Origin of the sequence: Microbacterium aurum, from assembly GCF_016907815.1 — a bacterium.
In the GTDB taxonomy this organism is placed as follows: domain Bacteria; phylum Actinomycetota; class Actinomycetes; order Actinomycetales; family Microbacteriaceae; genus Microbacterium; species Microbacterium aurum.
Map to the genome: position 1 here is coordinate 2,688,085 of NZ_JAFBCQ010000001.1, position 21,396 is coordinate 2,709,480.

At 70.9% G+C, this 21,396-nt stretch carries 21 protein-coding genes; 6 read left to right on the forward strand and 15 right to left on the reverse strand.

The window, feature by feature from the left end; all coding sequences use genetic code 11:
• Positions 1-5: 5 nt before the first annotated feature.
• The 3 genes from JOD60_RS13225 to JOD60_RS13235 form a co-directional block, all read right to left on the reverse strand.
• A complete protein-coding gene (locus JOD60_RS13225) occupies positions 6-1,343 on the reverse strand; it encodes a class II 3-deoxy-7-phosphoheptulonate synthase (protein ID WP_076691045.1) in 1,338 nt (445 codons plus the stop codon).
• Between the two features lie 112 nt (positions 1,344-1,455).
• Positions 1,456-2,136 (reverse strand): lysophospholipid acyltransferase family protein, encoded by a 681-nt coding sequence (locus tag JOD60_RS13230; RefSeq protein WP_076691046.1) that lies wholly within the window; start codon positions 2,134-2,136, stop codon positions 1,456-1,458.
• A 31-nt stretch (positions 2,137-2,167) separates the two neighbouring features.
• Positions 2,168-3,106, reverse strand: coding sequence for an ROK family glucokinase (locus JOD60_RS13235; protein ID WP_076691047.1), 939 nt, complete (start codon positions 3,104-3,106; stop codon positions 2,168-2,170).
• 186 nt (positions 3,107-3,292) lie between these two features.
• Between JOD60_RS13235 and JOD60_RS13240 the strand changes: the two genes are divergently transcribed.
• Positions 3,293-5,140 carry an AMP-dependent synthetase/ligase gene (locus tag JOD60_RS13240; protein WP_076691048.1) on the forward strand — a complete coding sequence of 616 codons (1,848 nt, stop codon included), beginning with the start codon at positions 3,293-3,295 and terminating at the stop codon, positions 5,138-5,140.
• An 86-nt stretch (positions 5,141-5,226) separates the two neighbouring features.
• On the opposite strand, the gene def is transcribed toward JOD60_RS13240, so the two are convergent.
• The 3 genes from def to JOD60_RS13255 form a co-directional block, all read right to left on the reverse strand.
• The gene (def, locus tag JOD60_RS13245) at positions 5,227-5,718 is read right to left on the reverse strand and encodes a peptide deformylase (protein WP_076691049.1); all 492 of its coding nucleotides are present in this window, start codon (positions 5,716-5,718) and stop codon (positions 5,227-5,229) included.
• Entirely contained in the window at positions 5,718-7,049 is a 1,332-nt protein-coding gene (locus tag JOD60_RS13250) for a MinD/ParA family ATP-binding protein (RefSeq protein ID WP_076691050.1), read from the reverse strand. Before JOD60_RS13250 ends, def begins: the two co-directional genes overlap by 1 nt.
• Positions 7,050-7,121: 72 nt before the next feature.
• A complete protein-coding gene (locus tag JOD60_RS13255; RefSeq protein ID WP_076692220.1) occupies positions 7,122-10,529 on the reverse strand; it encodes a pyruvate carboxylase in 3,408 nt (1,135 codons plus the stop codon).
• A 63-nt stretch (positions 10,530-10,592) separates the two neighbouring features.
• Between JOD60_RS13255 and JOD60_RS13260 the strand changes: the two genes are divergently transcribed.
• The gene (locus tag JOD60_RS13260; RefSeq protein ID WP_076691051.1) at positions 10,593-11,399 is read left to right on the forward strand and encodes a ParA family protein; all 807 of its coding nucleotides are present in this window, start codon (positions 10,593-10,595) and stop codon (positions 11,397-11,399) included.
• A 79-nt stretch (positions 11,400-11,478) separates the two neighbouring features.
• Here the strand turns inward: JOD60_RS13260 and JOD60_RS13265 are convergent, their stop codons facing one another.
• From JOD60_RS13265 to JOD60_RS13275, 3 genes are all read right to left on the reverse strand, one after another.
• Positions 11,479-12,024: a MerR family transcriptional regulator gene (locus JOD60_RS13265; RefSeq protein ID WP_076691052.1), complete on the reverse strand. Its 546-nt coding sequence runs from the start codon at positions 12,022-12,024 to the stop codon at positions 11,479-11,481.
• 103 nt (positions 12,025-12,127) lie between these two features.
• Positions 12,128-12,808 carry a transcriptional regulator FtsR gene (ftsR, locus tag JOD60_RS13270; protein WP_076691053.1) on the reverse strand — a complete coding sequence of 227 codons (681 nt, stop codon included), beginning with the start codon at positions 12,806-12,808 and terminating at the stop codon, positions 12,128-12,130.
• Positions 12,805-13,314, reverse strand: coding sequence for an FHA domain-containing protein (locus JOD60_RS13275; protein ID WP_076691054.1), 510 nt, complete (start codon positions 13,312-13,314; stop codon positions 12,805-12,807). Before JOD60_RS13275 ends, ftsR begins: the two co-directional genes overlap by 4 nt.
• 185 nt (positions 13,315-13,499) lie before the next feature.
• Between JOD60_RS13275 and JOD60_RS13280 the strand changes: the two genes are divergently transcribed.
• The gene (locus tag JOD60_RS13280; RefSeq protein ID WP_076691055.1) at positions 13,500-13,847 is read left to right on the forward strand and encodes a hypothetical protein; all 348 of its coding nucleotides are present in this window, start codon (positions 13,500-13,502) and stop codon (positions 13,845-13,847) included.
• A gap of 53 nt (positions 13,848-13,900) precedes the next feature.
• Here JOD60_RS13280 and JOD60_RS13285 read toward each other — a convergent pair whose 3' ends face one another.
• Positions 13,901-14,308: a four-helix bundle copper-binding protein gene (locus JOD60_RS13285; protein ID WP_076691056.1), complete on the reverse strand. Its 408-nt coding sequence runs from the start codon at positions 14,306-14,308 to the stop codon at positions 13,901-13,903.
• Between the two features lie 121 nt (positions 14,309-14,429).
• Between JOD60_RS13285 and JOD60_RS13290 the strand changes: the two genes are divergently transcribed.
• Together JOD60_RS13290 and lpdA are read left to right on the forward strand one after the other, a co-directional pair.
• Positions 14,430-14,984, forward strand: a complete 555-nt coding sequence (locus JOD60_RS13290; protein WP_076691057.1) for a copper resistance CopC family protein — start codon at positions 14,430-14,432, stop codon at positions 14,982-14,984.
• Positions 14,985-14,993: 9 nt separating this feature from the next.
• Positions 14,994-16,394 carry a dihydrolipoyl dehydrogenase gene (gene lpdA / locus JOD60_RS13295; protein ID WP_076691058.1) on the forward strand — a complete coding sequence of 467 codons (1,401 nt, stop codon included), beginning with the start codon at positions 14,994-14,996 and terminating at the stop codon, positions 16,392-16,394.
• Between the two features lie 106 nt (positions 16,395-16,500).
• Here the strand turns inward: lpdA and JOD60_RS13300 are convergent, their stop codons facing one another.
• On the reverse strand, positions 16,501-17,073 hold the full coding sequence (locus tag JOD60_RS13300) for a dihydrofolate reductase family protein (protein ID WP_076691059.1): 573 nt from the start codon (positions 17,071-17,073) through the stop codon (positions 16,501-16,503).
• Positions 17,074-17,146: 73 nt separating this feature from the next.
• Between JOD60_RS13300 and JOD60_RS13305 the strand changes: the two genes are divergently transcribed.
• On the forward strand, positions 17,147-17,716 hold the full coding sequence (locus JOD60_RS13305; RefSeq protein ID WP_076691060.1) for a TetR/AcrR family transcriptional regulator: 570 nt from the start codon (positions 17,147-17,149) through the stop codon (positions 17,714-17,716).
• A gap of 39 nt (positions 17,717-17,755) precedes the next feature.
• On the opposite strand, the gene JOD60_RS13310 is transcribed toward JOD60_RS13305, so the two are convergent.
• From JOD60_RS13310 to JOD60_RS13325, 4 genes are all read right to left on the reverse strand, one after another.
• Positions 17,756-18,427, reverse strand: a complete 672-nt coding sequence (locus JOD60_RS13310; protein WP_076691061.1) for a CYTH domain-containing protein — start codon at positions 18,425-18,427, stop codon at positions 17,756-17,758.
• A complete protein-coding gene (locus tag JOD60_RS13315) occupies positions 18,424-18,660 on the reverse strand; it encodes a response regulator (RefSeq protein ID WP_076691062.1) in 237 nt (78 codons plus the stop codon). Before JOD60_RS13315 ends, JOD60_RS13310 begins: the two co-directional genes overlap by 4 nt.
• Before the next feature lie 148 nt (positions 18,661-18,808).
• Positions 18,809-20,317: a CoA-acylating methylmalonate-semialdehyde dehydrogenase gene (locus tag JOD60_RS13320; protein WP_076691063.1), complete on the reverse strand. Its 1,509-nt coding sequence runs from the start codon at positions 20,315-20,317 to the stop codon at positions 18,809-18,811.
• Positions 20,318-20,339: 22 nt separating this feature from the next.
• Positions 20,340-21,296 (reverse strand): NAD(P)-dependent oxidoreductase, encoded by a 957-nt coding sequence (locus JOD60_RS13325; protein WP_076691064.1) that lies wholly within the window; start codon positions 21,294-21,296, stop codon positions 20,340-20,342.
• Positions 21,297-21,396 lie beyond the last annotated feature (100 nt).

Below are 21,396 nucleotides of genomic sequence, written 5' to 3' on the forward strand. Positions count from 1 at the left end.
GCGGGTCAGCGCTTCTCGAGCTCCTCGGCGACGAGGAACGCGAGCTCGAGTGACTGCATGTGGTTCAGACGCGGGTCGCACAGGCTCTCGTAGCGCGTCGCGAGGGTGGCCTCGTCGATCTGCTCGCTGCCGCCCAGGCACTCCGTGACGTCGTCGCCGGTGAGCTCGACGTGGATGCCGCCGGGGAACGTCCCCACGGCGCGATGCGCCTCGAAGAAGCCGCGCACCTCGTCCACGACGTCGTCGAAGCGACGGGTCTTGTAGCCCGTCGGCGTCGTGATGCCGTTGCCGTGCATGGGGTCGGTGACCCAGAGCGGCGTCGCCCCGGCATCCTTCACGGCCTCCAGCAGCGGCGGCAGCGCGTCGCGGATCTTGCCGGCCCCCATGCGCGTGATGAAGGTCAGGCGGCCGGGCTCGCGCTCGGGGTCGAGCTTGTCGATCAGCGCGAGCGCGGTGTCGGTTGACGTGGACGGGCCGAGCTTGACGCCGATCGGGTTCCGGATCTTGGAGAAGTAGTCCACGTGCGCGCCGTCGAGCTCGCGCGTGCGCTCCCCGATCCACAGGAAGTGGGCCGAGGTGTTGTACGGCGTGAGCGTGCGGGAGTCGATCCGGGTCATCGGCCGCTCGTAGTCCATCAGCAGGCCCTCGTGGCCGGTGTAGAACTCGACGCGCTTGAGCTCATCGAAGTCCGCTCCGGCGGCCTCCATGAACTTGATGGCGCGGTCGATCTCGGTCGCGAGGCGCTCGTACTGCTGGTTGGCGGGGTTCTGCGCGAAGCCCTTGTTCCAGGAGTGCACCTCGCGGAGGTCCGCGAATCCGCCCTGTGTGAAGGCGCGGATGAGATTGATGGTGGATGCCGCGGTGTGGTACCCCTTCAGCAGCCGCTGCGGGTCGGCGGTACGCGACGCCTCGGTGAAGTCGTAGCCGTTGACGATGTCCCCGCGGTAGGCGGGCAGGGTCACATCGCCGCGGGTCTCGGTGTCGCTCGAGCGGGGCTTGGCGAACTGCCCGGCCATGCGGCCCATCTTCACGACCGGCATCGACGCGCCGTAGGTGAGGACGACGGCCATCTGCAGCACGGTCTTGATGCGGTTGCGGATCTGCTCGGCGGTGGCGCCGGCGAACGTCTCGGCGCAGTCGCCGCCCTGCAGCAGGAACGCCTGCCCGGCCGCGGCGCGCGCGAGCCGCTCGCGCAGGTTGTCCACCTCGCCGGCGAACACCAGCGGCGGCAGGGTCGCGAGCTCGTCCGAAACGGCGGCGACGGCATCCGCGTCGGGCCAGGACGGCTGCTGCTTGATCGGGAGCGAGCGCCAGTGATCCAGGTCGGCGTGCAGGGAGGGCATCCGCTCAGTCTAGTGGCGCGCGGTAACCCCCGATCGCCGGGTTGCGGTGACCCCGATCGCCGGGTCGGGTGCCGGGTCGGACGCGCGTCTCGTGCGCATCCGATGCCGCGGATCAGGCCTTCGCGCGGTCCTTCACGGTCGAGGCGTAGACGTCGTCGTACTGCTGCTCGCCGAGGCGCTGCAGCGCGACCATGATCTCGTCGGTGACCGACCGCAGCACGTAGCGGTCGGACTCCATCCCCTGAAAGCGCGAGAAGTCCAGCGGCTCGCCGATGATCATGCCGACGCGGCCGATCCGCGGGATCGACCGGCCGATCGGCATGATGTCGTCGGTGCCGACCATGACGACCGGGATCACCGGCACACGGGCTTCCAGCGCCATGCGCGCGAGGCCCGTGCGGCCGCGGTAGAGCTTGCCGTCGGGGCTGCGCGTGCCCTCCGGGTAGATGCCGAGCAGGTCGCCGCGGCCGAGCACCTGCAGCCCGGTGTTGAGCGAGTCCTCCGAGGCTTTGCCGCCGGTGCGGTCGATGGGGATCTGTCCCGTCGCCTTCATGAACATGCGCGTCGCCCAGCCCTTCACCCCCTTGCCGGTGAAGTAATCGCTCTTGGCGAGGAAGCTCATCGGCCGGTCGATCATCAGCGGCAGGAAGATCGAGTCGCTGACCGAGAGGTGGTTCGAGGCGAGGATCGCCGCTCCGGATGCCGGGACGTTGCCGCGTCCGACGATCCATGGGCGGAAGATGGCCTTCACGATCGGACCGATCACGATGTACTTCATGAACCAGTAGAACATCAGACGCTCCCCCGCATCCCCCGCCGTCCGCTCACGCGCTGCGCAGTCCCGCCAGATCCGCGACGCCCACGAGACCGGCGTCGTTGCCGAGGCTGGCGGTGACGAAGCGCGCCGTGGGGCGGTCGCCGAAGCCGGGCAACGAGGTCTCGTAAGCGAGGCGGGTCGGCTCCAGCAGCACCTCGCCGAGGTCGGCGACGCCGCCGCCGATGACGTACAGCTCGGGGTCGAGCACGGCCTGGAACGCGCCGCAGGCCTCGCCGAGCGCCGTCGCGACGCGACGCACGGCCTCGAGCGCACCGGCATCCTCTTCGGCCAGCAGCATCGCGAGATCCGCCCCACGCACGACGCCGTCGGGCGCGCGGTGGGCGGCCAGACGCTCGCCGATGCCGCCAGCGTCGGCGATGTCGCTGAGCTCGCGCTGCAGGGCGCGGCCGGACGCATACTGCTCGAGGCATCCGTTCTGACCGCAGCCGCAGGGGCGGCCGCCGCGCACGAAGCGCAGGTGGCCGAGTTCGGCGGCGCTGCCGTTCGCGCCGATGAGCAGGGAGCCATCGGTGATGACCGCGCCGCCCACACCGGTGCCGAGGGTGACCATGACCATGTCGACCGAGCCGCGCCCGGCGCCGAAGCGGTACTCGCCCCAGCCGGCGGCGTTGGCGTCGTTCTCGAGGGTGACGGGGCGCCCGATGCGCTGCTCGAACTGCGCACGCAGCGGCACGTTGTTCCAGTCGATGTTGGGCGCGTGCAGCATGACCGAGCGCGTGCGGTCGATGAAGCCGGCCGCGGCGACGCCGACGGCGTGGACGTCGTGACGCGAGGCCAGCTCACGCACCATGTCGGCGACGGCATCCGCGAGCGCGCCGGTGTCGGTCGGGGTGGGAACGCGGAGCCGCTCGACGATGGTCCCGTCGGTGCCGACGACGCCTCCGGCGATCTTGGTTCCGCCGATGTCGATGCCGACGTTCAGCACGGCACTCCCTCCCGCCGTCCCGCACGGAACGGCATCCGAGAGTCTAGTGTGGAGGGCACAGTCCCACCGGGCGCGTGGACCGTGCATAGCCGTCCTCGCGCGCAGCAGGACTGAGTGTCATCAACAGTTAGACTCGATGTCAGCCGTCATGCCCGACGCCACCCGGTACCGAAGGAGTTGCCGCCCATGAGCGCCGTCCAGTTCGAAGTCCCCGCCGTGATCCCCGCAGACCCGCAGGCGAACATCGCCGACCTGCTCGTCGAGCGCGTCAAGGCGACCCCGTCGCTGCCGCTGTTCGCGGTGCCCGACACCGCCGCGGGGGGCACCGGATGGCGGGACATCACCGCCGCGGAGTTCCAGCGCGAGGTCATCGCGCTGGCCAAGGGCTTCGCCGCCGCGGGCATCGCCCCCGGGGACAAGGTCGCGTTCATCGCGCGCACGACCTACGAGTGGACGCTGGTCGACTTCGCCCTCTTCTTCGCCGGGGCCGTCATGGTGCCGGTCTACGAGACGAGCTCCGCGTCGCAGATCAGCTGGATCCTGTCGGACTCCGGCGCGATCGCGATCATCGCGGAGTCCGCCGAGCACGCCGCCCGCATCGCCGAGATCCGCTCCGAGGTGCCGCTGATCCGCGAGGTGTGGACGATGGCGTCCGGCGACCTCGACACCCTGCGCGCCGCCGGTGCCGAGATCGGCGACGACGAGATCGAACGCCGTCGCAGCCTCGCCGTCGCGGCCGACATCGCCACGCTGATCTACACCTCCGGCTCGACCGGCCGACCCAAGGGCTGCGTCCTCACGCACCGCAACTTCGTGGAGCTGTCCCGCAACTCGGCCAAGGCGCTCGAGGAGGTCGTGCAGACCCCCGGCGCGTCGACGCTGCTGTTCATCACGACGGCCCACGTGTTCGCACGGTTCATCTCCATCCTGAACGTCCACGCCGGCGTCAAGACCGGGCACCAGCCCGACACCAAGCAGCTGCTGCCCGCGCTGGGCTCGTTCAAGCCGACGTTCCTGCTGGCCGTGCCGCGTGTGTTCGAGAAGGTCTACAACTCCGCCGAGCAGAAGGCCGAGGCCGGCGGCAAGGGCAAGATCTTCCGCGCCGCCGCCCACACCGCCATCGAGCACTCCCGCCTGCTGCAGGAGGGCAAGAAGGTGCCGCTGGGCACCCGCATCAAGTTCGCCCTGTTCGACAAGCTCGTCTACGGCAAGCTGCGCGAGGCCATGGGCGGCCACGTGACGTACGCCGTGTCGGGTTCGGCGCCACTGGGCCCGCGCCTCGGCCACTTCTTCCACAGCCTCGGCGTCACGATCCTGGAGGGCTACGGCCTCACCGAGACGACGGCGCCGGCGACGGTGAACCTCGCGAAGAAGTCGAAGATCGGCACGGTGGGCCCGGTGCTTCCGGGTGTCGGCGTGCGCCTGGCCGAGGACGACGAGATCGAGGTCCGCGGCATCAACGTGTTCAAGGAGTACTGGCGCAACCCCGAGGCGACCGCCGCGGCGTTCGACGGCGACTGGTTCCGCACCGGCGACATCGGCTCGTTCGACGACGAGGGCTTCCTGACGATCACCGGACGCAAGAAGGAGATCATCGTCACCGCGGCAGGCAAGAACGTGGCCCCGGCGGTGCTCGAGGACCCGATCCGGGCGAACCCGATCGTCGGCCAGGTCGTGGTCGTCGGCGACCAGAAGCCGTTCATCGCGGCGCTGATCACCCTCGACCCGGAGATGCTGCCGACGTGGCTCGCCAACAACGGCCTGCCCGGTGACATGTCGCTGAAGGATGCCGCCGCGAACCCGAAGGTGCGCGAAGAGGTGCAGCGGGCCATCGACATCGCGAACAAGAGCGTGTCGCGGGCGGAGTCGATCCGCAAGTTCACGATCCTCGACACCGAGTGGACCGAGGCCTCCGGCCACCTCACGCCGAAGCTCAGCATCAAGCGCAACGTCATCATGCAGGACTTCGCGGATGCCGTTGACGAGCTCTACAACGTGCCCGTCAACACCACGAACGTCGCGCTCGGCGGCTGACCCCGCCCGCGGTGCCTGCCGCTGCGGCGCCGGCGCGACGTCGTCGGCGCCGGTGCGGCCGGGCGGCGGATCCACGCCGCCGCGAGTCAGAACCAGGAGCTCTCGCGGATGCGGCGCATCGCGATCTTGCGCTCGTCGGGGCTCAGCCGCGACAGGTACAGCATGCCGTCGAGGTGATCCGTCTCGTGCTGCAGCGCCTGCGCCAGCAGCCCGTCGCCCTCCAGGACCACCTCGCGGCCCTCGAGATCCATGCCGACGACCTTCGCCCACGGGTGGCGGAGGGTCTCGTGCCACAGATCCGGAACCGACAGGCATCCCTCCCCCATCGGCACCGGGTCGCCCGCGACCTCCACCAGCACCGGGTTGAGGACGTAGCCGATGTCGCCGTCGATGTTGTAGCTGAACGCGCGCAGGCCCACGCCGATCTGCGGCGCCGCGACGCCGGCACGTCCCGGCAGCTCCACCGTGTCCAGGAGGTCCTGCACGAGGGCGCGGATGCCGTCGTCCACCACCTCGATGGGCGCGCACGGCTCCCGCAGCACAGGGTCGCCGAAGATCCGGATCGGACGGACCGCCATCAGGCCGCAGCCTGCTGACGGAGGCCCTCCACGAGCGTCGCGGCGAGCTGGCGCGCCGCCTCGCGCGTCTCGGGCTGCAGATCGCGGAACGTGATCGCGCTGCCGGAGGCGATGTGCGGGTCGTACGGCACGCGGACGACGGTGCGCACGCGGCTGGCGAAGTGCGCCTCGAGCTCCTCGGCGCGCACCAGCGCGGCCCCGGGCCGTGCGGTGTTGAGCACGACGACGGCGCGGCGGACCAGGTCGGCGAAGCCGTTGGTCTCCAGCCACGTCAGCGTCTCGGACGCCAGCCGCGCCTCGTCGACGCTGAGGCCCGCCACCACGACGATGTCGTCGGCCCGCTCGAGCGTCGCGCCCATGACCGAGTGGACGATCCCCGTGCCGGTGTCGGTGAGGACGACGGAGTAAAAGTGCGCGGCGACCTCGGCGACGCTGCGGTAATCGTCGTCGCTGAAGGCCTCCGACACGTGCGGATCGGTGTCGGATGCCAGGATGTCCAGCCGCGTGTGGTCGCGCGCGACGATGTCGGAGATGTCGTTGAAGCCGCGGACGTCCGCCTGAGCGCGCACGAGATCGCGCACCGTCTTGCCGCTGGTGCGGCCGATGCGGTCGGCGAGCGTGCCGCGGTCGGGGTTCGCATCGACGGCGATCACCCGGTCCTCACGGGCGTCGGCCAGAGCCATGCCGAGCAGGGTCGTCACGGTCGTCTTGCCGACGCCGCCCTTGCGCGAGAGCACCGGCACGAACTTCGCGCCGCCGTGCAGCGGCGCGGCGATCCGCCGGTCGAGCTCCTTGCGGGCGCGCGCCCGCTTGCTGTCGCCGAGGTTCAGACGCCGTCCCGACAGCGTGTAGACGAGGTGGCGCCACGCACCCTCCGGCTCGGGCCGCACCGCGTGGGCGGGGTCGAGCAGCCGGTCGGCGGTGAGCAGGTCGCTGCTCTCGCGCCCCGCCTCGAAGTCGCCCAGCCGGCGCGACTGCAGCGTGATCTCGGACGTGCGCGGCCGCAGGCGCTCATGCGCCTCGGCGTGCAGAGCCGACCCCGCGGATGCCGCGGCCACGGCCGTCGCGGATGCGGGTGCCGCGGTCTCCGTCACGGTGGCCAGGTCGGCATCCACCACGGCATCCGCCGCGAACGTCGCATCGTCGTCCAGCACGACGTCGTCGTCGAGGTCGTCCTCGTCCGTCGCCGTCGGCAGCGTCACATCGACCTGCGCGGTGGCGCCGTCGACGATGCCGATGCGCGTCGTGTCGATGCCGCCGGTGGTCTCCAGCACTCCGAGATCGACGTCGTCAGACCCGTTCTCGCTGCCGCTTGTCGCAGGTGGCGTCACAATTGCACACTCCAGATCACGGCCGGATCATCGGCCGATAAGCTCACGGACGCTCCGCGCCCCGTCCTCAGGCTAGTCGGCGGGCCGGACGACGAGCAAAAGGTCGCCCGCCTCGACGGACGCCGTCGCGGCCAGGACCACCCGCTCCACGACACCGCCGACGGGCGACGTGATGGCCGCTTCCATCTTCATCGCCTCGATCGAGGCGACGGGCTGGCCGGCCGTGACGGTGTCACCGGCGGCCACCTTGACGGTGACGACACCGGCGAAGGGCGCCGCGACCTGTCCCGGCCGCGAGGTGTCGGCCTTCTCGGCAGCGGGCTTGTCGACGGCGATGGAGCGGTCACGCACCCACACCGGCCGCAACTGGCCGTTGAGCGTCGTCATGACGGTGCGCATGCCGGCCGCGTCGGGCTCGCCGATCGCCTCCAGCCCCACATACAGCTGCACGCCGGGGTCGATCTCGGCGACGTGCTCCTCGCCGGGCTTCAGCCCGTAGAAGTAGTCGGGCGTGCCGAGGGTCGACAGGTCGCCATAGGCCTCCCGCGTCGCCTCGAACTCCTTGGCGGGGCCGGGGAACAGCAGCCGGTTGAGCGTGCGGCGACGCGCGGCGGCCTCGCGGGCGAGCCCCTCCTCCTCGTCGGCGGTGAGCGGCGGGATCTCGACGTTCGGCTCGCGCCCCGCCAGCACCTTGCTGCGGAAGGGCTCGGGCCACCCGCCCGGCAGGTCGCCGAGCTCGCCCGCCATGAACCCGACCACCGAGTCGGGGATGTCGTAGTTCTGCGGGTTCTCCTCGAAATCGGCCGGGTCGGCGTCGGCCGCGACGAGCGCGAGCGCCAGGTCGCCGACGACCTTCGAGGACGGCGTGACCTTCGGGATGCGGCCGAGGATCCGGTCGGCGGCCGCGTACATGTCCTCGATGCGCTCGAACCGGTCGGCGAGACCCAGCGCGATCGCCTGCTGGCGCAGGTTCGACAGCTGACCGCCGGGGATCTCGTGGTGGTAGACGCGGCCGGTGGGGCTCGGCAGGCCCGACTCGAACGGACGGTACAGGTGGCGTACCGCCTCCCAGTAGGGCTCGAGGTCGCTGACGGCCTGGAGGTCGAGGCCGGTGTCGCGGTCGGTGTGCGCGAGGGCGGCGACGAGCGCCGACAGCGACGGCTGGCTGGTCGTGCCGGCGAGCGGTGCGGCCGCGGCATCCACCGCGTCAGCGCCGGCCGCACTGGCGGCCAGCAGTGTCGCCAGCTGACCGCCCGCGGTGTCGTGGGTGTGCACCGCGACCGGAAGGTCGAACCGCTCGCGCAGCGCCGAGACGAGCTTGGCCGCCGCGGCGGGCCGCAGCAGGCCCGCCATGTCCTTGATCGCGAGGATGTGCGCGCCGGATGCCGCGACGCGGTCGGCCAGTCGCAGGTAGTAGTCCGGCGTGTACAGCTTCTCGGCGGGGTCGAGGAGGTCGGCCGTGTAGCAGAGGGCGACCTCGGCGACGGCGGTGCCGGTCTCGAGCACGGCGGAGATCGCCGGCAGCATCTGGTCGACGTCGTTGAGCGCGTCGAAGATGCGGAAGATGTCGACGCCGCTGGATGCCGCCTCGGCCACGAAGGCGTCGGTGACGGCCGTGGGACGCGGCGTGTAGCCGACGGTGTTGCGCCCGCGCAGCAGCATCTGGATCGGGATGTTCGGCATCGCGTCGCGGATCGCCTCGAGCCGTTCCCACGGGTCCTCGGCGAGGAAGCGCAGCGCGACGTCGTAGGTCGCCCCGCCCCACGCCTCGACCGACAGCAGCTGCGGCGTCATGCGCGCCACGTGCGGTCCGACGCGGACGAGGTCGCGGGTGCGCACGCGCGTCGCGAGCAGCGACTGGTGCGCGTCGCGGTAGGTCGTCTCGGTGACGGCGAGGGCCGTCTGGGCGCGTAGCGCCGCGGCGAAGCCGGCGGGGCCGAGCTCGCGCAGCCGGTCACGGTTGCCGGCGGGCGGCGGAACCGTGAGGTCGATCTCGGGCAGCTTGCTTCCGGGCGACACCGACAGCGGCTTCTCACCGTACGGGCGGTTCACCGTGACGTCGGCCAGCCAGTTCAGCAGCTTCGTGGCGCGGTCGCGCGACGGGTTGCTGGTCAGCAGCTCGGGGCGCTCGTCGATGAACGACGTCGACAGGTCGCCGGCGGCGAACGCCGGGTCGGCGAGCACCGCGCGCAGGAACGGCACGTTGGTCGCGACGCCGCGGATCCGGTACTCGGCGAGGGCCCGCTTGGCGCGCGTGACGGCCGACGGGAAGTCGCGGGCACGACACGTGAGCTTGGCGAGCATGGAGTCGAAGTGAGGGCTGATCTGCGACCCCGCGGCGGTCGTGCCGCCGTCGAGGCGGATGCCGGCGCCGCCGGGCGACCGGTACGTCGTGATGCGGCCGGTGTCGGGCCGGAACCCCTGCGCCGGATCCTCCGTCGTGATGCGGCACTGCAGCGCCGCGCCGCGGAGCTGGATCGCGTCCTGCAGGAGGCCGAGCTCGGCGAGGGTCTCGCCCGCGGCGATGCGCATCTGCGACTGCACGAGGTCGACGTCGGTGACCTCCTCGGTCACGGTGTGCTCGACCTGGATGCGCGGGTTCATCTCGATGAAGACGGCTTCGCCGGTGCGCGGGCCGGCCGTCTCGAGCAGGAACTCCACGGTGCCGGCGTTGACGTAGCCGATCGAACGGGCGAACGCGACCGCGTGGGAGGTGAGCGCATCGCGGATCGCGGGCTCGAGGTTCGGCGCGGGCGCGATCTCGATGACTTTCTGGTGGCGGCGCTGCACCGAGCAGTCGCGCTCGTAGAGGTGGACGGTCTCGCCCGCGGCATCCGCGAGGATCTGCACCTCGATGTGCCGCGGCCGGATGACGGCCTGCTCGAGGAAGACGCGGCCGTCGCCGAACGCGGCGGCGGCTTCACGCGAGGCCTCCGCGATGGCGGGCGGCAGCTCGCCGGCGGTCTCGACGCGCCGCATGCCGCGGCCGCCGCCGCCGGCGACGGCCTTCACGAAGATCGGGAAGCCGATCTCGTCCGCCTGTGCGACGAGCGCGTCGACGTCGTCGGATGCCGGTGTGGAGCGCAGCACGGGGACGCCCGCCGCGATGGCGTGCTCCTTGGCGGTGACCTTGTTGCCCGCCATCTCGAGCACCCGCGCGGGCGGGCCGATGAAGGTGATGCCGTTCTCCGCGGCGCGCGCGGCGAGCTCCGGATTCTCGGAGAGGAAGCCGTAGCCCGGGTAGATGGCGTCGGCGCCGGCGGCCAGCGCGACGCGGATGATCTCGTCGACGTCGAGGTAGGCGCGGACCGGGTGGCCCTGCTCGCCGATCTCGTACGATTCGTCCGCCTTCTGCCGGTGGAGCGATCCCCGGTCCTCCCAGGGGTACACCGCGACGGTGCGCGCTCCCAGCTCGAAGGCCGCCCGGAATGCGCGAATGGCGATCTCACCGCGGTTCGCGACCAGGATCTTGCGGAACATCTGCACCTCTTCCCCGAGTGCCTGAGTGTGATCACAGCCTAGGGGACGGTAACGTAGAGCCTCGTGCACGTACTCTCCGTCTCCTCACTCAAGGGGGGTGTCGGCAAGACGACCGTGACTCTGGGTCTCGCCTCCGCGGCGTTCGCCCGGGGCGTGCGGACTCTCGTCGTCGACCTCGACCCCCAGTCCGACGTGTCGACGGGGATGGACATCCAGGTCGCCGGGCGTCTGAACGTCGCCGACGTGCTCGCCAACCCGAAGGAGAAGGTGGTCCGTCAGGCCATCACCCCCAGCGGCTGGGCGAAGGTGCACCCGGGCACGATCGATGTCATGATCGGCAGCCCCTCGGCCATCAACTTCGACGGCCCGCACCCGAGCGTGCGCGACGTGTGGAAGCTCGAGGAGGCCCTCGCCACGATCGAGGCCGACTACGACCTCGTCCTCATCGACTGCGCGCCCTCGCTGAACGCCCTCACCCGCACGGCGTGGGCGGCATCCGACCGCGTCATCGTCGTCACCGAGCCGGGACTGTTCTCGGTCGCCGCCGCCGACCGCGCGCTGCGTGCGATCGAGGAGATCCGCCGCGGCCTCTCGCCGCGCCTGCAGCCGCTGGGAATTGTCGTCAATCGGGTGCGCCCGCAGTCGATCGAGCACCAGTTCCGCATCAAGGAGCTGCGCGACATGTTCGGTCCGCTCGTGCTTTCGCCCCAGCTTCCGGAGCGCACGTCGCTGCAGCAGGCGCAGGGCGCTGCCAAGCCGTTGCACATCTGGCCGGGCGACTCCGCCCAGGAGCTGGCGGGCGACTTCGACGCCCTGCTCGATCGCGTCATGCGCACCGGCCGCATCGCCGCCGGCGAACAGCGCGCCTGACCCTTCCCGCACGCTGAAGACGGCGTCGTCGAGACGACGGCCTCGCGGAGACGCGGTTCAGGCCTCGCGGAGACGCGGATCAGGCGGAGCGGACGGCGCGGCGCGCGGCGAGCTCGTCGACGGGGTCCGGCGCCTGCGGGTCGAAGTCGAGCAGGGTCGACTCCACCTCGTGCAGCACCTTGCCCACGGCGATGCCGAACACGCCCTGACCGCGGCTGACGAGGTCGATGACCTCGTCGTTCGAGGTGCACAGGTACACCGATGCACCGTCGCTCATAAGGGTGGTCCCGGCGAGGTCCCGGATGCCGGCGGCGCGCAGCTGGTCGACGGCGGTGCGGATCTGCTGCAGCGAGATGCCGGTGTCGAGCAGGCGCTTGACGAGCTTCAGCACGAGGATGTCGCGGAAGCCGTAGAGGCGCTGCGAGCCGGAGCCTTTGGCGCCGCGCACGGTCGGCTCGACGAGTTCGGTGCGGGCCCAGTAGTCCAGCTGGCGGTACGTGATGCCGGCGGCCCGGGCGGCGACGGCGCCGCGGTAGCCGACCTCGTCATCCATCTGCGGCAGGCCGTCGGTGAACAGGAGTTCGGTGGCGAACGGCGCTTCGCCGGGAAGGTCTCCCGCGGTCATACTCGCCTCCCGACGAACTCCGGTGTGTGCTTCCACGGTAGATGAGCACCTGCCCTCCGGCAACGACATCCGCATCCGGGGCTGCGGCGTGTCGCGGTTCGACTCACGGAGTGAGACGATCCAGCGCAGTGTGGACGACGGCCGCCCGCACCTCTTCGAGCCGCCGCACGAGCTCGGGGGCGAGCTCGCCCGCACGTGCACGTGAAGCGGCATCCGTCCGGCGCAGCAGCGGCGCCAGCGCGCTCTCAACGAGCGCGACCTCGCGCTCCGCCGCCTGACGGAGCCCACGGATGTGGCGCGGCTGGATGCCGTGGCCATCGAGCGCGACCAGCGCGCGCAACAGACCCAGGGCACGGTCGTCGAAGCTGTCGGATGCCGGGATCAGCCCGGTCGAGACGGCGTCGTTGAGCAGGCCCGCCGGCGCGCCCGCCGCCTGCAGCAGCTCGTCGCGACGGTAGCGGCGCGGTGCCGTCACGATCGAGGCCGGCGGCGTGCCGCCGGCACCGGCGCCGTGCTCGTCGAGGTACTCGCGGATCCGCGCCAGCGGCATGTAGTGGTCGCGCTGCAGCGTGAGCGCGGTGCGCAGGCGCTCGAGGTCCACCGGCGAGAACTTGCGGTAGCCCGAGTCGGTGCGCAGGGGCGTGACGATGCCCTGCACCTCGAGGTAGCGCAGCTTGCTGGCGCTGAGGTCGGAGAACTCCGGGGTCAGTCGGGCGAGCACCTGACCGATGCTGAGATACCCCGCCGACGAGGAACGAGGGCGGGAGGAGGATGCGGCCGTCACCCTCGAATCGCCTGGTCCGGGGTCACCTGATCGCGGTCGACGGGCGACGCGAAGAAGTTCAGGCGGAACTTGCCGATGCGCACCTCGGCGCCGTCGACGAGGATCGAGCGGTCCACCCGCTCCCCGTTGACGTAGCTGCCGTTGAGAGAGCGCTGGTCGACGAGTTCGAACACATTGCCGGTCCGGGTGATCTCGGCGTGGCGACGCGAGACGGTCACGTCGTCGAAGAAGATGTCGGCCTCGGGGTGACGCCCGACGGTCGTGACGTCGGCGTCGAGCAGGTAGCGCGCGCCCGCCGTCGGGCCCGAGCGCACCAGGAGCAGCGCCGAGCGGGCGGGCAGGGCGCCGATGGCCTCGAGCTCGACGTCGGTGAGGTCGCTGCCGAACGGCACGAAGGAGAGGTCGGAATCGTGCCCGAAGGTCTGCGTGGTGTCGGCCGACCGGCCGTCGCCCACGCCGCGGCGGATCTCGTCGCCGCTGCCGGCGTCTCGGCTGTTGTCTTCCACGATGGGCCTCCTCCCCCTTCACCCTAACGGATCGACCCCGACCCGGAAGCCCCGGATCCGGGCCGGTGGGCCGGTCGCGAATGTTGCACCGTGTGTCGGCCGGAAGGCGCCGGATCGGCCGTCGACCTAGCCTGAGAGAGCCGGGAGACCCCGGCATCCGTCACCGCCCTCGCAAGGAGCCCCACGTGTCCCCGTCGCAGAACCGCCTCACGCCCGCCCCGGTGCGTCAGGACGCGATCTGCATGTGCGCGCGCGGCGGTGCCTGCACCTCGTTCGCCCCCGGGCACGCGGTGCATCTCATTCAGGCGCGACTGGTCGCGGCGACGCCCGGCGAGTGGGTCGACGCGATCGTTACGACGGCGGATGCCGGCGAAGGCAGCATCCTGCTGCACACGCTCGACGGCGCGCCGATCGCCGTGTGGAACGGCGCCGGTGCGGCGCAGCACGTCGCGGTGGGGACGCCGGTGGCGTACCACCCGCGCTATCACGTGCTGAGCGTGGGCGCCGAGCGGTTCAACGCGCTCGCGCTCTGACCTCGCGCTCGCCCTCTGACCTGGCGCTCGCGCTGCGCGTCGGCGGCCGCTGCTCAGCCGGCGGCGAGCGCTTCGCGCATCGCCATGCACGCATCCATGCAGGCCTGGCAGGAGTCCGCGCACATCTTGCACACGGGGCTGGAGTCGGCGTGCATCATGCACATGTCCATGCAGGTCTGACACATCGCGATGCAGGCGTCGAGCATCGCCATCATCGACGCCGGGGTCATCCCCTGCATCCGCATCATGGCGCGCATCATCGTGTTGCACATGTCTGCGCAGTTCATGCACGACGGCGCGCAGTCCATCATCTGCGTCGAGCACACCGTGCAGGCCTGCTCGCATGCGGCGCACGCGTCCATGCACGCCTGCGCGGCGGCCATCATCGCGGACATGTCCGTCGACATGCCCTCCATCGACATCATGTCCGCGGACATGGCGTCCATCATCATGGCGTCCATCTCGCACCTCTTCCGTGTCACGGCGGACGTGGAGTCCCCGAGCCCTTCGAGGCGGCCCGCCTGCCGCCATGGTAGGCCTCGGGGCGCGGTCGCAACAGGCGCGGATAGGCTCGTGAGTGTGATGTCACACAGAATTCACAACTCCCCCCGCACCCCCTTCGCCGCCGCTCTCGCGGTGCTGCTCGGCCTCGCCCTGGCGCTCGTGGCCACACCCGCGTCGGCGCACGACGAGCTCATCGGATCGACCCCCGCCGCCGATGCGCAGATCGACGCGCTTCCGGCCGAACTGCAGCTGACCTTCAGCGGGGTGCTGATGGACGAGCCCGGTGCGACGCAGCTCGTGGTGACGGATGCCGCGGGCACCGCGCTCGCGGCCGGCGACCCGGTGCTGGACGGCACGCGGCTGACGCAGCCGCTGGCCGGCTCGGCATCCGGCACCGTCACGGTCCTCTGGCGGGTCGTCTCCAGCGACGGCCACCCCGTCTCGGGCGAGTTCTCGTTCACCGTCGGCGACGGGTCCGTCGCACCGACCGGGACCCAGACGCCGCTGCCGGGCCCGCCCATGGAAGCCGTCGACATGACGTGGATCTGGTGGGTGCTCGGCGCCGTCGGGGTGGCCGGCGGCATCCTTCTGGTCATCCTTCTGACACGGAAGCGCCCCTCGCGCGAGGACTAGGCTGGGAGCATGCCTCATTACAACGTCGTCGTCCTCGGTGCCGGCCCTGGTGGCTATGTCGCGGCGGTCCGCGCCGCGCAGCTCGGCCAGTCCGTCGCCATCATCGAAGAGAAGTACTGGGGCGGTGTGTGCCTCAACGTCGGCTGCATCCCCTCCAAGGCGCTGCTGAAGAACGCCGAGGTCGTGCACACCCTGAAGCACAAGGCCGACTTCTTCGGCATCTCGGGTGAGTTCACGGCCGACTTCGGCGCGGCCTTCGACCGCTCGCGCGTCGTCGCCGACGGGCGCGTCAAGGGCATCCACTACCTGATGAAGAAGAACAAGGTCACCGAGTACGAGGGTCGCGGGTCGTTCACCGGCCCGAAGGCGATCACGGTGACGAAGAGCGACGGGTCGACCGAGGAGGTCACGTTCGACAACGTGATCATCGCGACCGGCTCGACCGTGCGCCTGCTGCCCGGCGTCTCGCTGAGCAAGAACGTCGTGACGTACGAGGAGCAGATCCTCACGCGCGACCTGCCCGGCTCGATTGTCATCGTCGGCGCGGGCGCGATCGGCATGGAGTTCGCGTACGTCCTGACGAACTACGGCGTGAAGGTCACGATCATCGAGTTCCTCGACCGCGCCCTGCCGAACGAGGACGCGGATGTCTCCAAGGAGATCGCCAAGCAGTACAAGAACCTCGGCGTCGACATCCTCGTCGCGACCAAGGTCGAGACGGTCGTCGACTCGGGCTCGTCGGTGACGGTCACGTACAGCGACAACAAGACCGGCGAGAAGGGTCAGATCGAGGCCGACAAGGTGCTCATGTCGATCGGCTTCGCCCCGCGCGTCGAGGGTTTCGGTCTGGAGAACACCGGCGTGAAGCTCACCGACCGCGGCGCGATCGAGATCGACGACTTCATGCGCACGAACGTAGAGGGCATCTACGCGATCGGCGACGTGACGGCGAAGCTGCAGCTCGCGCACGTCGCGGAGGCACAGGGTGTTGTCGCGGCCGAGACCATCGGCGGTGCCGAGACCATGACGCTCGGCGACTACCGCATGATGCCGCGCGCGACCTTCTGCTCGCCGCAGGTGGCGTCGTTCGGGTACACCGAGGCGCAGTACAAGGAGACCGGCCGCGAGTACAAGGTCGCGACGTTCCCCTTCATGGCCAACGGCAAGGCGCACGGACTCGGCGAGCCGGTCGGCTTCGTCAAGCTCATCGCGGATGCCGAGCACCTCGAGCTCGTCGGCGGACACCTCATCGGCCCCGACGTGTCGGAGCTGCTGCCCGAGCTCACCCTCGCGCAGAAGTGGGACCTGACGGCCCTCGAGCTCGCGCGGAACGTGCACACGCACCCGACGCTGTCCGAGGCGCTGCAGGAGGCGTTCCACGGCCTCGCGGGCCACATGATCAACCTCTGATCCATTCCGGATCCACGTGCATAGGGTTTCGGAGTACCCTGGCATCCACTGCTGACGCCGCCCCGAACGAAGCCGGGGGCGGCGTCAGTGGTTTCCGGCGACGCGGCTACTCGCGCTCGTACTCGGCGAGGACGACGCCCGACTCGAACGACGTCACCGCGCTCGGTCGCAGCCGCCGCGGAAGGTAGGGACGATCGCCGAAGAGCCGGATGCCGCTGCCGAACAGCACGGGGTTGACCTTGAGCACGAGCCGGTCGATCTCGTCCGCGAGCGTCGCGGCGAGAGCGCCGCCACCGCACAGCCAGATGTCCTTGCCCTCCTGCCTCTTCAGTTCCCGCACCACCTCGACGGGGTCGTCGCCCGTGAACTCGACGTCGTCCGCGCCGGGCACCGGCTCATGCCCGCGGGTGAAGACGACCTGCCGCAGATGCCGGTATGGACTCGGCATGTGCGGAAGCCCGACCGCGTACGTGTTCCACCCCATGAGCACGGTGTCGAATGGACCGTCCTCCATCGGCAGGCCGGCCGCCTCGACGTGCGCCGTGGCGCCCGTGCCCTCGTACTTCGCCCAGATCGCAGCCGCGTGGTCGCCTTCGAACGAGAAGTGATCGAACTCACCGTCGGGGCCGGCGATGAAGCCATCGACCGTGACGGCGACGAAGTAGGTGAGATTTCGCATGTGCTCTCCAATCACAACAGCTGCAGTGGTTAGTAATATACGGCGTCTGTAGTGGTTGCGCTACCCTGTGAGCGTGGCCAGAAACCCCGCCCGCCGCCGCGCGATCGCCGATGCGGGCATCGTCGTGCTCGCACACGAGGGCGCGCGCGGCCTGACGCACCGCGCGATCGACGCCGAGGCCGGCTTGCCGGCGGGGACGACCTCGAACTACTTCCGAAGTCGTGAGGCGCTGATCGTCGGTCTCTTCGATCGCATCGAAGAGCGGCTGGCGCCCGCGCCCGAGGTTCTGGAGCTGCGTGCATCGGAGCCGCCGAGTCGTGCCCTCTTCGCCGAGTACGTGCGCGACATCGTCCGCCGCCTGCTGGGAGACCGCGAGGTGACGCTGGCGCTCTTCGAGTTGCGGCTCGAGGCCGCACGCCGCCCCGAGCTGGCCGCTGAGCTCGCCCGGTGGCAGCGCGCGGGGTTCGACCGTGATGTCGAGTTCAACTCAGCGATGGGGCTCCCGGGCGGCCGCCGCGAGATCGCACTCTTCCACTACGCGGTCGACGGGCTCGTCCTCGACAGGCTCGTCTCCCCCATCGACATGGAGACCTCGATCGATGAGATCGTCGACGCGCTCGTGGCGGCCATTCTTCCGAACTGAGTGCGCGGCCGTGCGGCGCGTCTGGGGTTCTCGGGCCGGTCAGACGCCGAGCGCGCGGCCGAGTTTCGACTCGGATGCCGCGACGCGCCCGCCGGCCGCGGTGACCAGTGCGTCCGCCGCCGCGAACAGCGCGGCGCGCTGCGGGGCCTCCGCCGGTGCGGCAGGGCCGAGCTCGAGCTCCCATTCGCGCCAGGACGACGAGATGCCGCGGCGCACGTCGAGCGCCGTCACGTGGTCGTCGACGAACTCCGCGACGACTCCCCCGGCGGCGTTATAGAGGGCGTACGCGACGCGTGCGTTGCGGATGCGCGCGAGCACCACGAAGGGCGGGTCGGCGAGACCCGCGACGCCCTCGATGACGGCCGCGGGGAGCGTCGGGGCGTCGGCGTCGGCGGTGGTGCTCGTGGTGCTGACGTCGCCCGCGTCGCCGTCGCCCTCACCGAGGGGCCAGTGAGTCTCGAGCTTGCCTTCGGGCGTCGCCTGCTTGAGGTGCCAGCCCTCGTCGGGGCCGCCCGTGCGGCGGCGCAGCGCCGAGCGCGCCGCGGCGAGGCGGCCGTCGGCGGTGTCGAGGTAGCGCGCGTCGAGGTCGCGCGGCTCGGGCTCGCCTACCCGCGCAACGCCCGGGAGAGCCGCCCAGTCGGGCAGCGGCGCCCCGGCATCCACGTCGTACTTGCGCTCGATCTCGAGCGACGGGGACGGCTCCGTCGTCACTCGTTGCGACGGTCGTCGTCGTCAGCGTCGGGGTCGATGTCGTCCTGCGCCTCGACGAAGTGGAACTCGGCCTGGGTCGGGCCGTCGCCCTCGCCGGTGTTCTCGTCGGCACCGGCGCGCTCGTAGACGACCTGCGTCTCGCTGTAGGGCAGGATCAGCGTGTCCTGCGACTCGTCGTCGAGTGGAATGACCTGTCCGTCGAGCGGTCCGCCCTGAAGTCGTGCGAGTGCCATGGGAACCTCCTGTGGTCGATGCTCTCAGCCTAGTCGCGACGCCGGCGGCCGGCCGGGTCTCCGAGCGGGGGTTGACATCGGGCCGCGCGCGCGCCACGCGTCGCGCCGCCCCGCCCGCAGCACCACCGCCCGGGCGCCGCGCGCCGGGTCAGTGCGTCGGGAATCCGAGGCTGATCTGGCTCTCGCTCGGCTCGGGCCACCGGGTCGTGACGACCTTGCGCCGCGTGTAGAAGTTGAATGCCTCCGACCCGTACATGTGCGTGTCGCCGAACAGCGAGTCCCTCCAGCCGCCGAACGAGAACGCGCCGATGGGCACCGGGATCGGCACGTTGATCCCCACCATCCCCACCTCGATGTCGTACTCGAACTGGCGGGCCGTCTTGCCGTCGCGGGTGAACACCGCCGTGCCGTTGGCGTAGCGGTTCGCGTTGATGAGCGCCACCGCCTCGTCGTAGCTCGCGACGCGGACGACCGACAGCACGGGGCCGAAGATCTCCTCGTCGTAGACGCGCATGCCGGGGGTCACGCCGTCCACGAGCGACGGGCCGATGAAGAATCCCTCGCCCGGCACGGCGACCTCGCGCCCGTCGACGACGACGCGCGCACCCTCCCCGGCGGCACCCGCGACGAAACCGCTGACCCGATCCAGCGCGTCGCGCGTGATGAGCGGCCCCATGTCGCTGTCGGGGTCGGTGCCGTCGCCGACGCGCAGCCCTGCGATGCGCTCGGACACCTTCGCGATGAGCGGGTCGGCGACCTCGCCCACGGCGACGACGACCGAGACGGCCATGCAGCGCTCCCCCGCCGACCCGTAGGCAGCGGAGACGGCGGCGTCGGCTGCGGCGTCGAGGTCGGCATCCGGCATGACGATCATGTGGTTCTTCGCTCCGCCGAGCGCCTGCACGCGCTTGCCGTTCTCGGCCGCGCGCGCGTAGATGTACTTCGCGATCGGGGTGGATCCCACGAACGAGACCGCGCGGATGATGGGGTCGTCGAGGATCGCGTCGACGGCCTCCTTGTCACCGTGGACGACGTTCAGGATGCCGGCGGGCAGCCCCGCCTCCTCGAACGCCTCGGCGAGCCAGACCGCCGCCGAGGGGTCGCGCTCGCTGGGCTTGAGGATCACGGCGTTGCCGGCGGCGATCGCCGTCGTCACCATCCACAGTGGCACCATCGCCGGGAAGTTGAACGGCGTGATGCACGCGACCACGCCGATCGGCTGACGCACCTGGTGCACGTCGACGCCACCGGCGACCTGCTCGGAGTACTCGCCCTTGAGATGATGCATGAGCGAGGTGCAGAACTCGACGTTCTCCAGTCCCCGGGCGACCTCGCCGAGCGCGTCGTCGACCGTCTTGCCGTGCTCGGCCGTGATGATGCGGGCGAGCTCCTCAGCCCGCGTGGAGATGATCTCCCGCAGGCGGAACATCACCTGCTGGCGCTTGCCGAGGCCGGTGTCGCGCCACGCGCGCTGCGCGGCCTGCGCCGTGCGGGCGGCCTCGTGCACGAAGTCGGCGGATGCCAGGGCCACCTCGCCCGTCTGCGCACCGGTCGCGGGGTTGAAGACGGGCCCGGTGCGGCCGTCGCCGGCGACGCGCTCACCGCCGACGACGTGCGGGATGGCGGTGCGGGTGGGGGCGTCGATCGTGGTGCTCATCAGGTGTCCTTCGGGATGTGGATCAGGCGTGGGTGGGAACGGGAGCGTCGGATGCCGCGGCATCCGCCGCCGGGTCGAAGCCCCGCAGCGTGCCGTCGGGCGAGGCGAGCTTGGCGACGAGGGTGCAGTCCTTGCCGCCGTAGCCCTCGGCGATGAGCTCGTCGAGCTGCGCGAGGGCGAGGCGTGCGGCGGGCAGATGCACGCCGGTGACGTCGCCGGCCTGGACCGCCAGGCCGCAGTCCTTGCGCGCGAGGTCGACGGAGAACGTGGGCTCGAAGTTGTTGTTCGCCGCGGCGCGCTCGACGACGTCGGGGACCGGATACCACGTGCGCAGCGCCCAGGAGTCGCCCGACGAGACGCGCGCGACCTCCCAGAAGACGCGCGGGTCCAGGCCCAGCCGCTCGGCGAGCTGCGAGCCCTCCGACATCGCCATCACCGAGATGAACAGCATCATGTTGTTCGCGAGCTTCGCGGCGATGCCGGCGCCCGCGTCGCCGCAGGCGATGACGTTGCCGGCCATCGGGGCGACGATCTCCCGCGCGCGTTCGACGTCGTCAGGCCGTCCGCCCAGCATGAAGGTCAGGCTGTGCGCCTCGGCGCCGGCGGTGCCGCCGGAGATCGGCGCGTCGACGAACGTGAGACCGCGCTCGGTCGCCGCGTCGTGGCACCACCGTGAGGTCTCGACGTCGACGGTGGAGGTGTCCATGAGAACGGCGGATGCCGGGGCGTGCGCGAAGATGCCGTCGTCGCCGCCGTAGACGGCGCGCACGTGCTCCGGCTTCGGCAGCGAGGTCAGGCAGGCGTCAGCACCGGCCAGCGCCTCGGCGACCGAGCCGACGATCTCGACGCCCCGCGCGGCGGCGGCCGCAGCGGCGGCCGGGTTGAGGTCGACGCCGCGCACCGTGTGCCCGGCGGCGACGAGATGCCCCGCCATCGGCTCCCCCATGTGTCCGAGTCCGATGAAGGCGATGGTGGCCATGAGCGTTCTCCCTGCGTCGTCGAAGGTGTGCGGCAGTGCGGCGGACGCTCCGCGGCGAGCGCCTCGGTGTCACTGTAGGCACGCGGCATCCTGCAGTTCA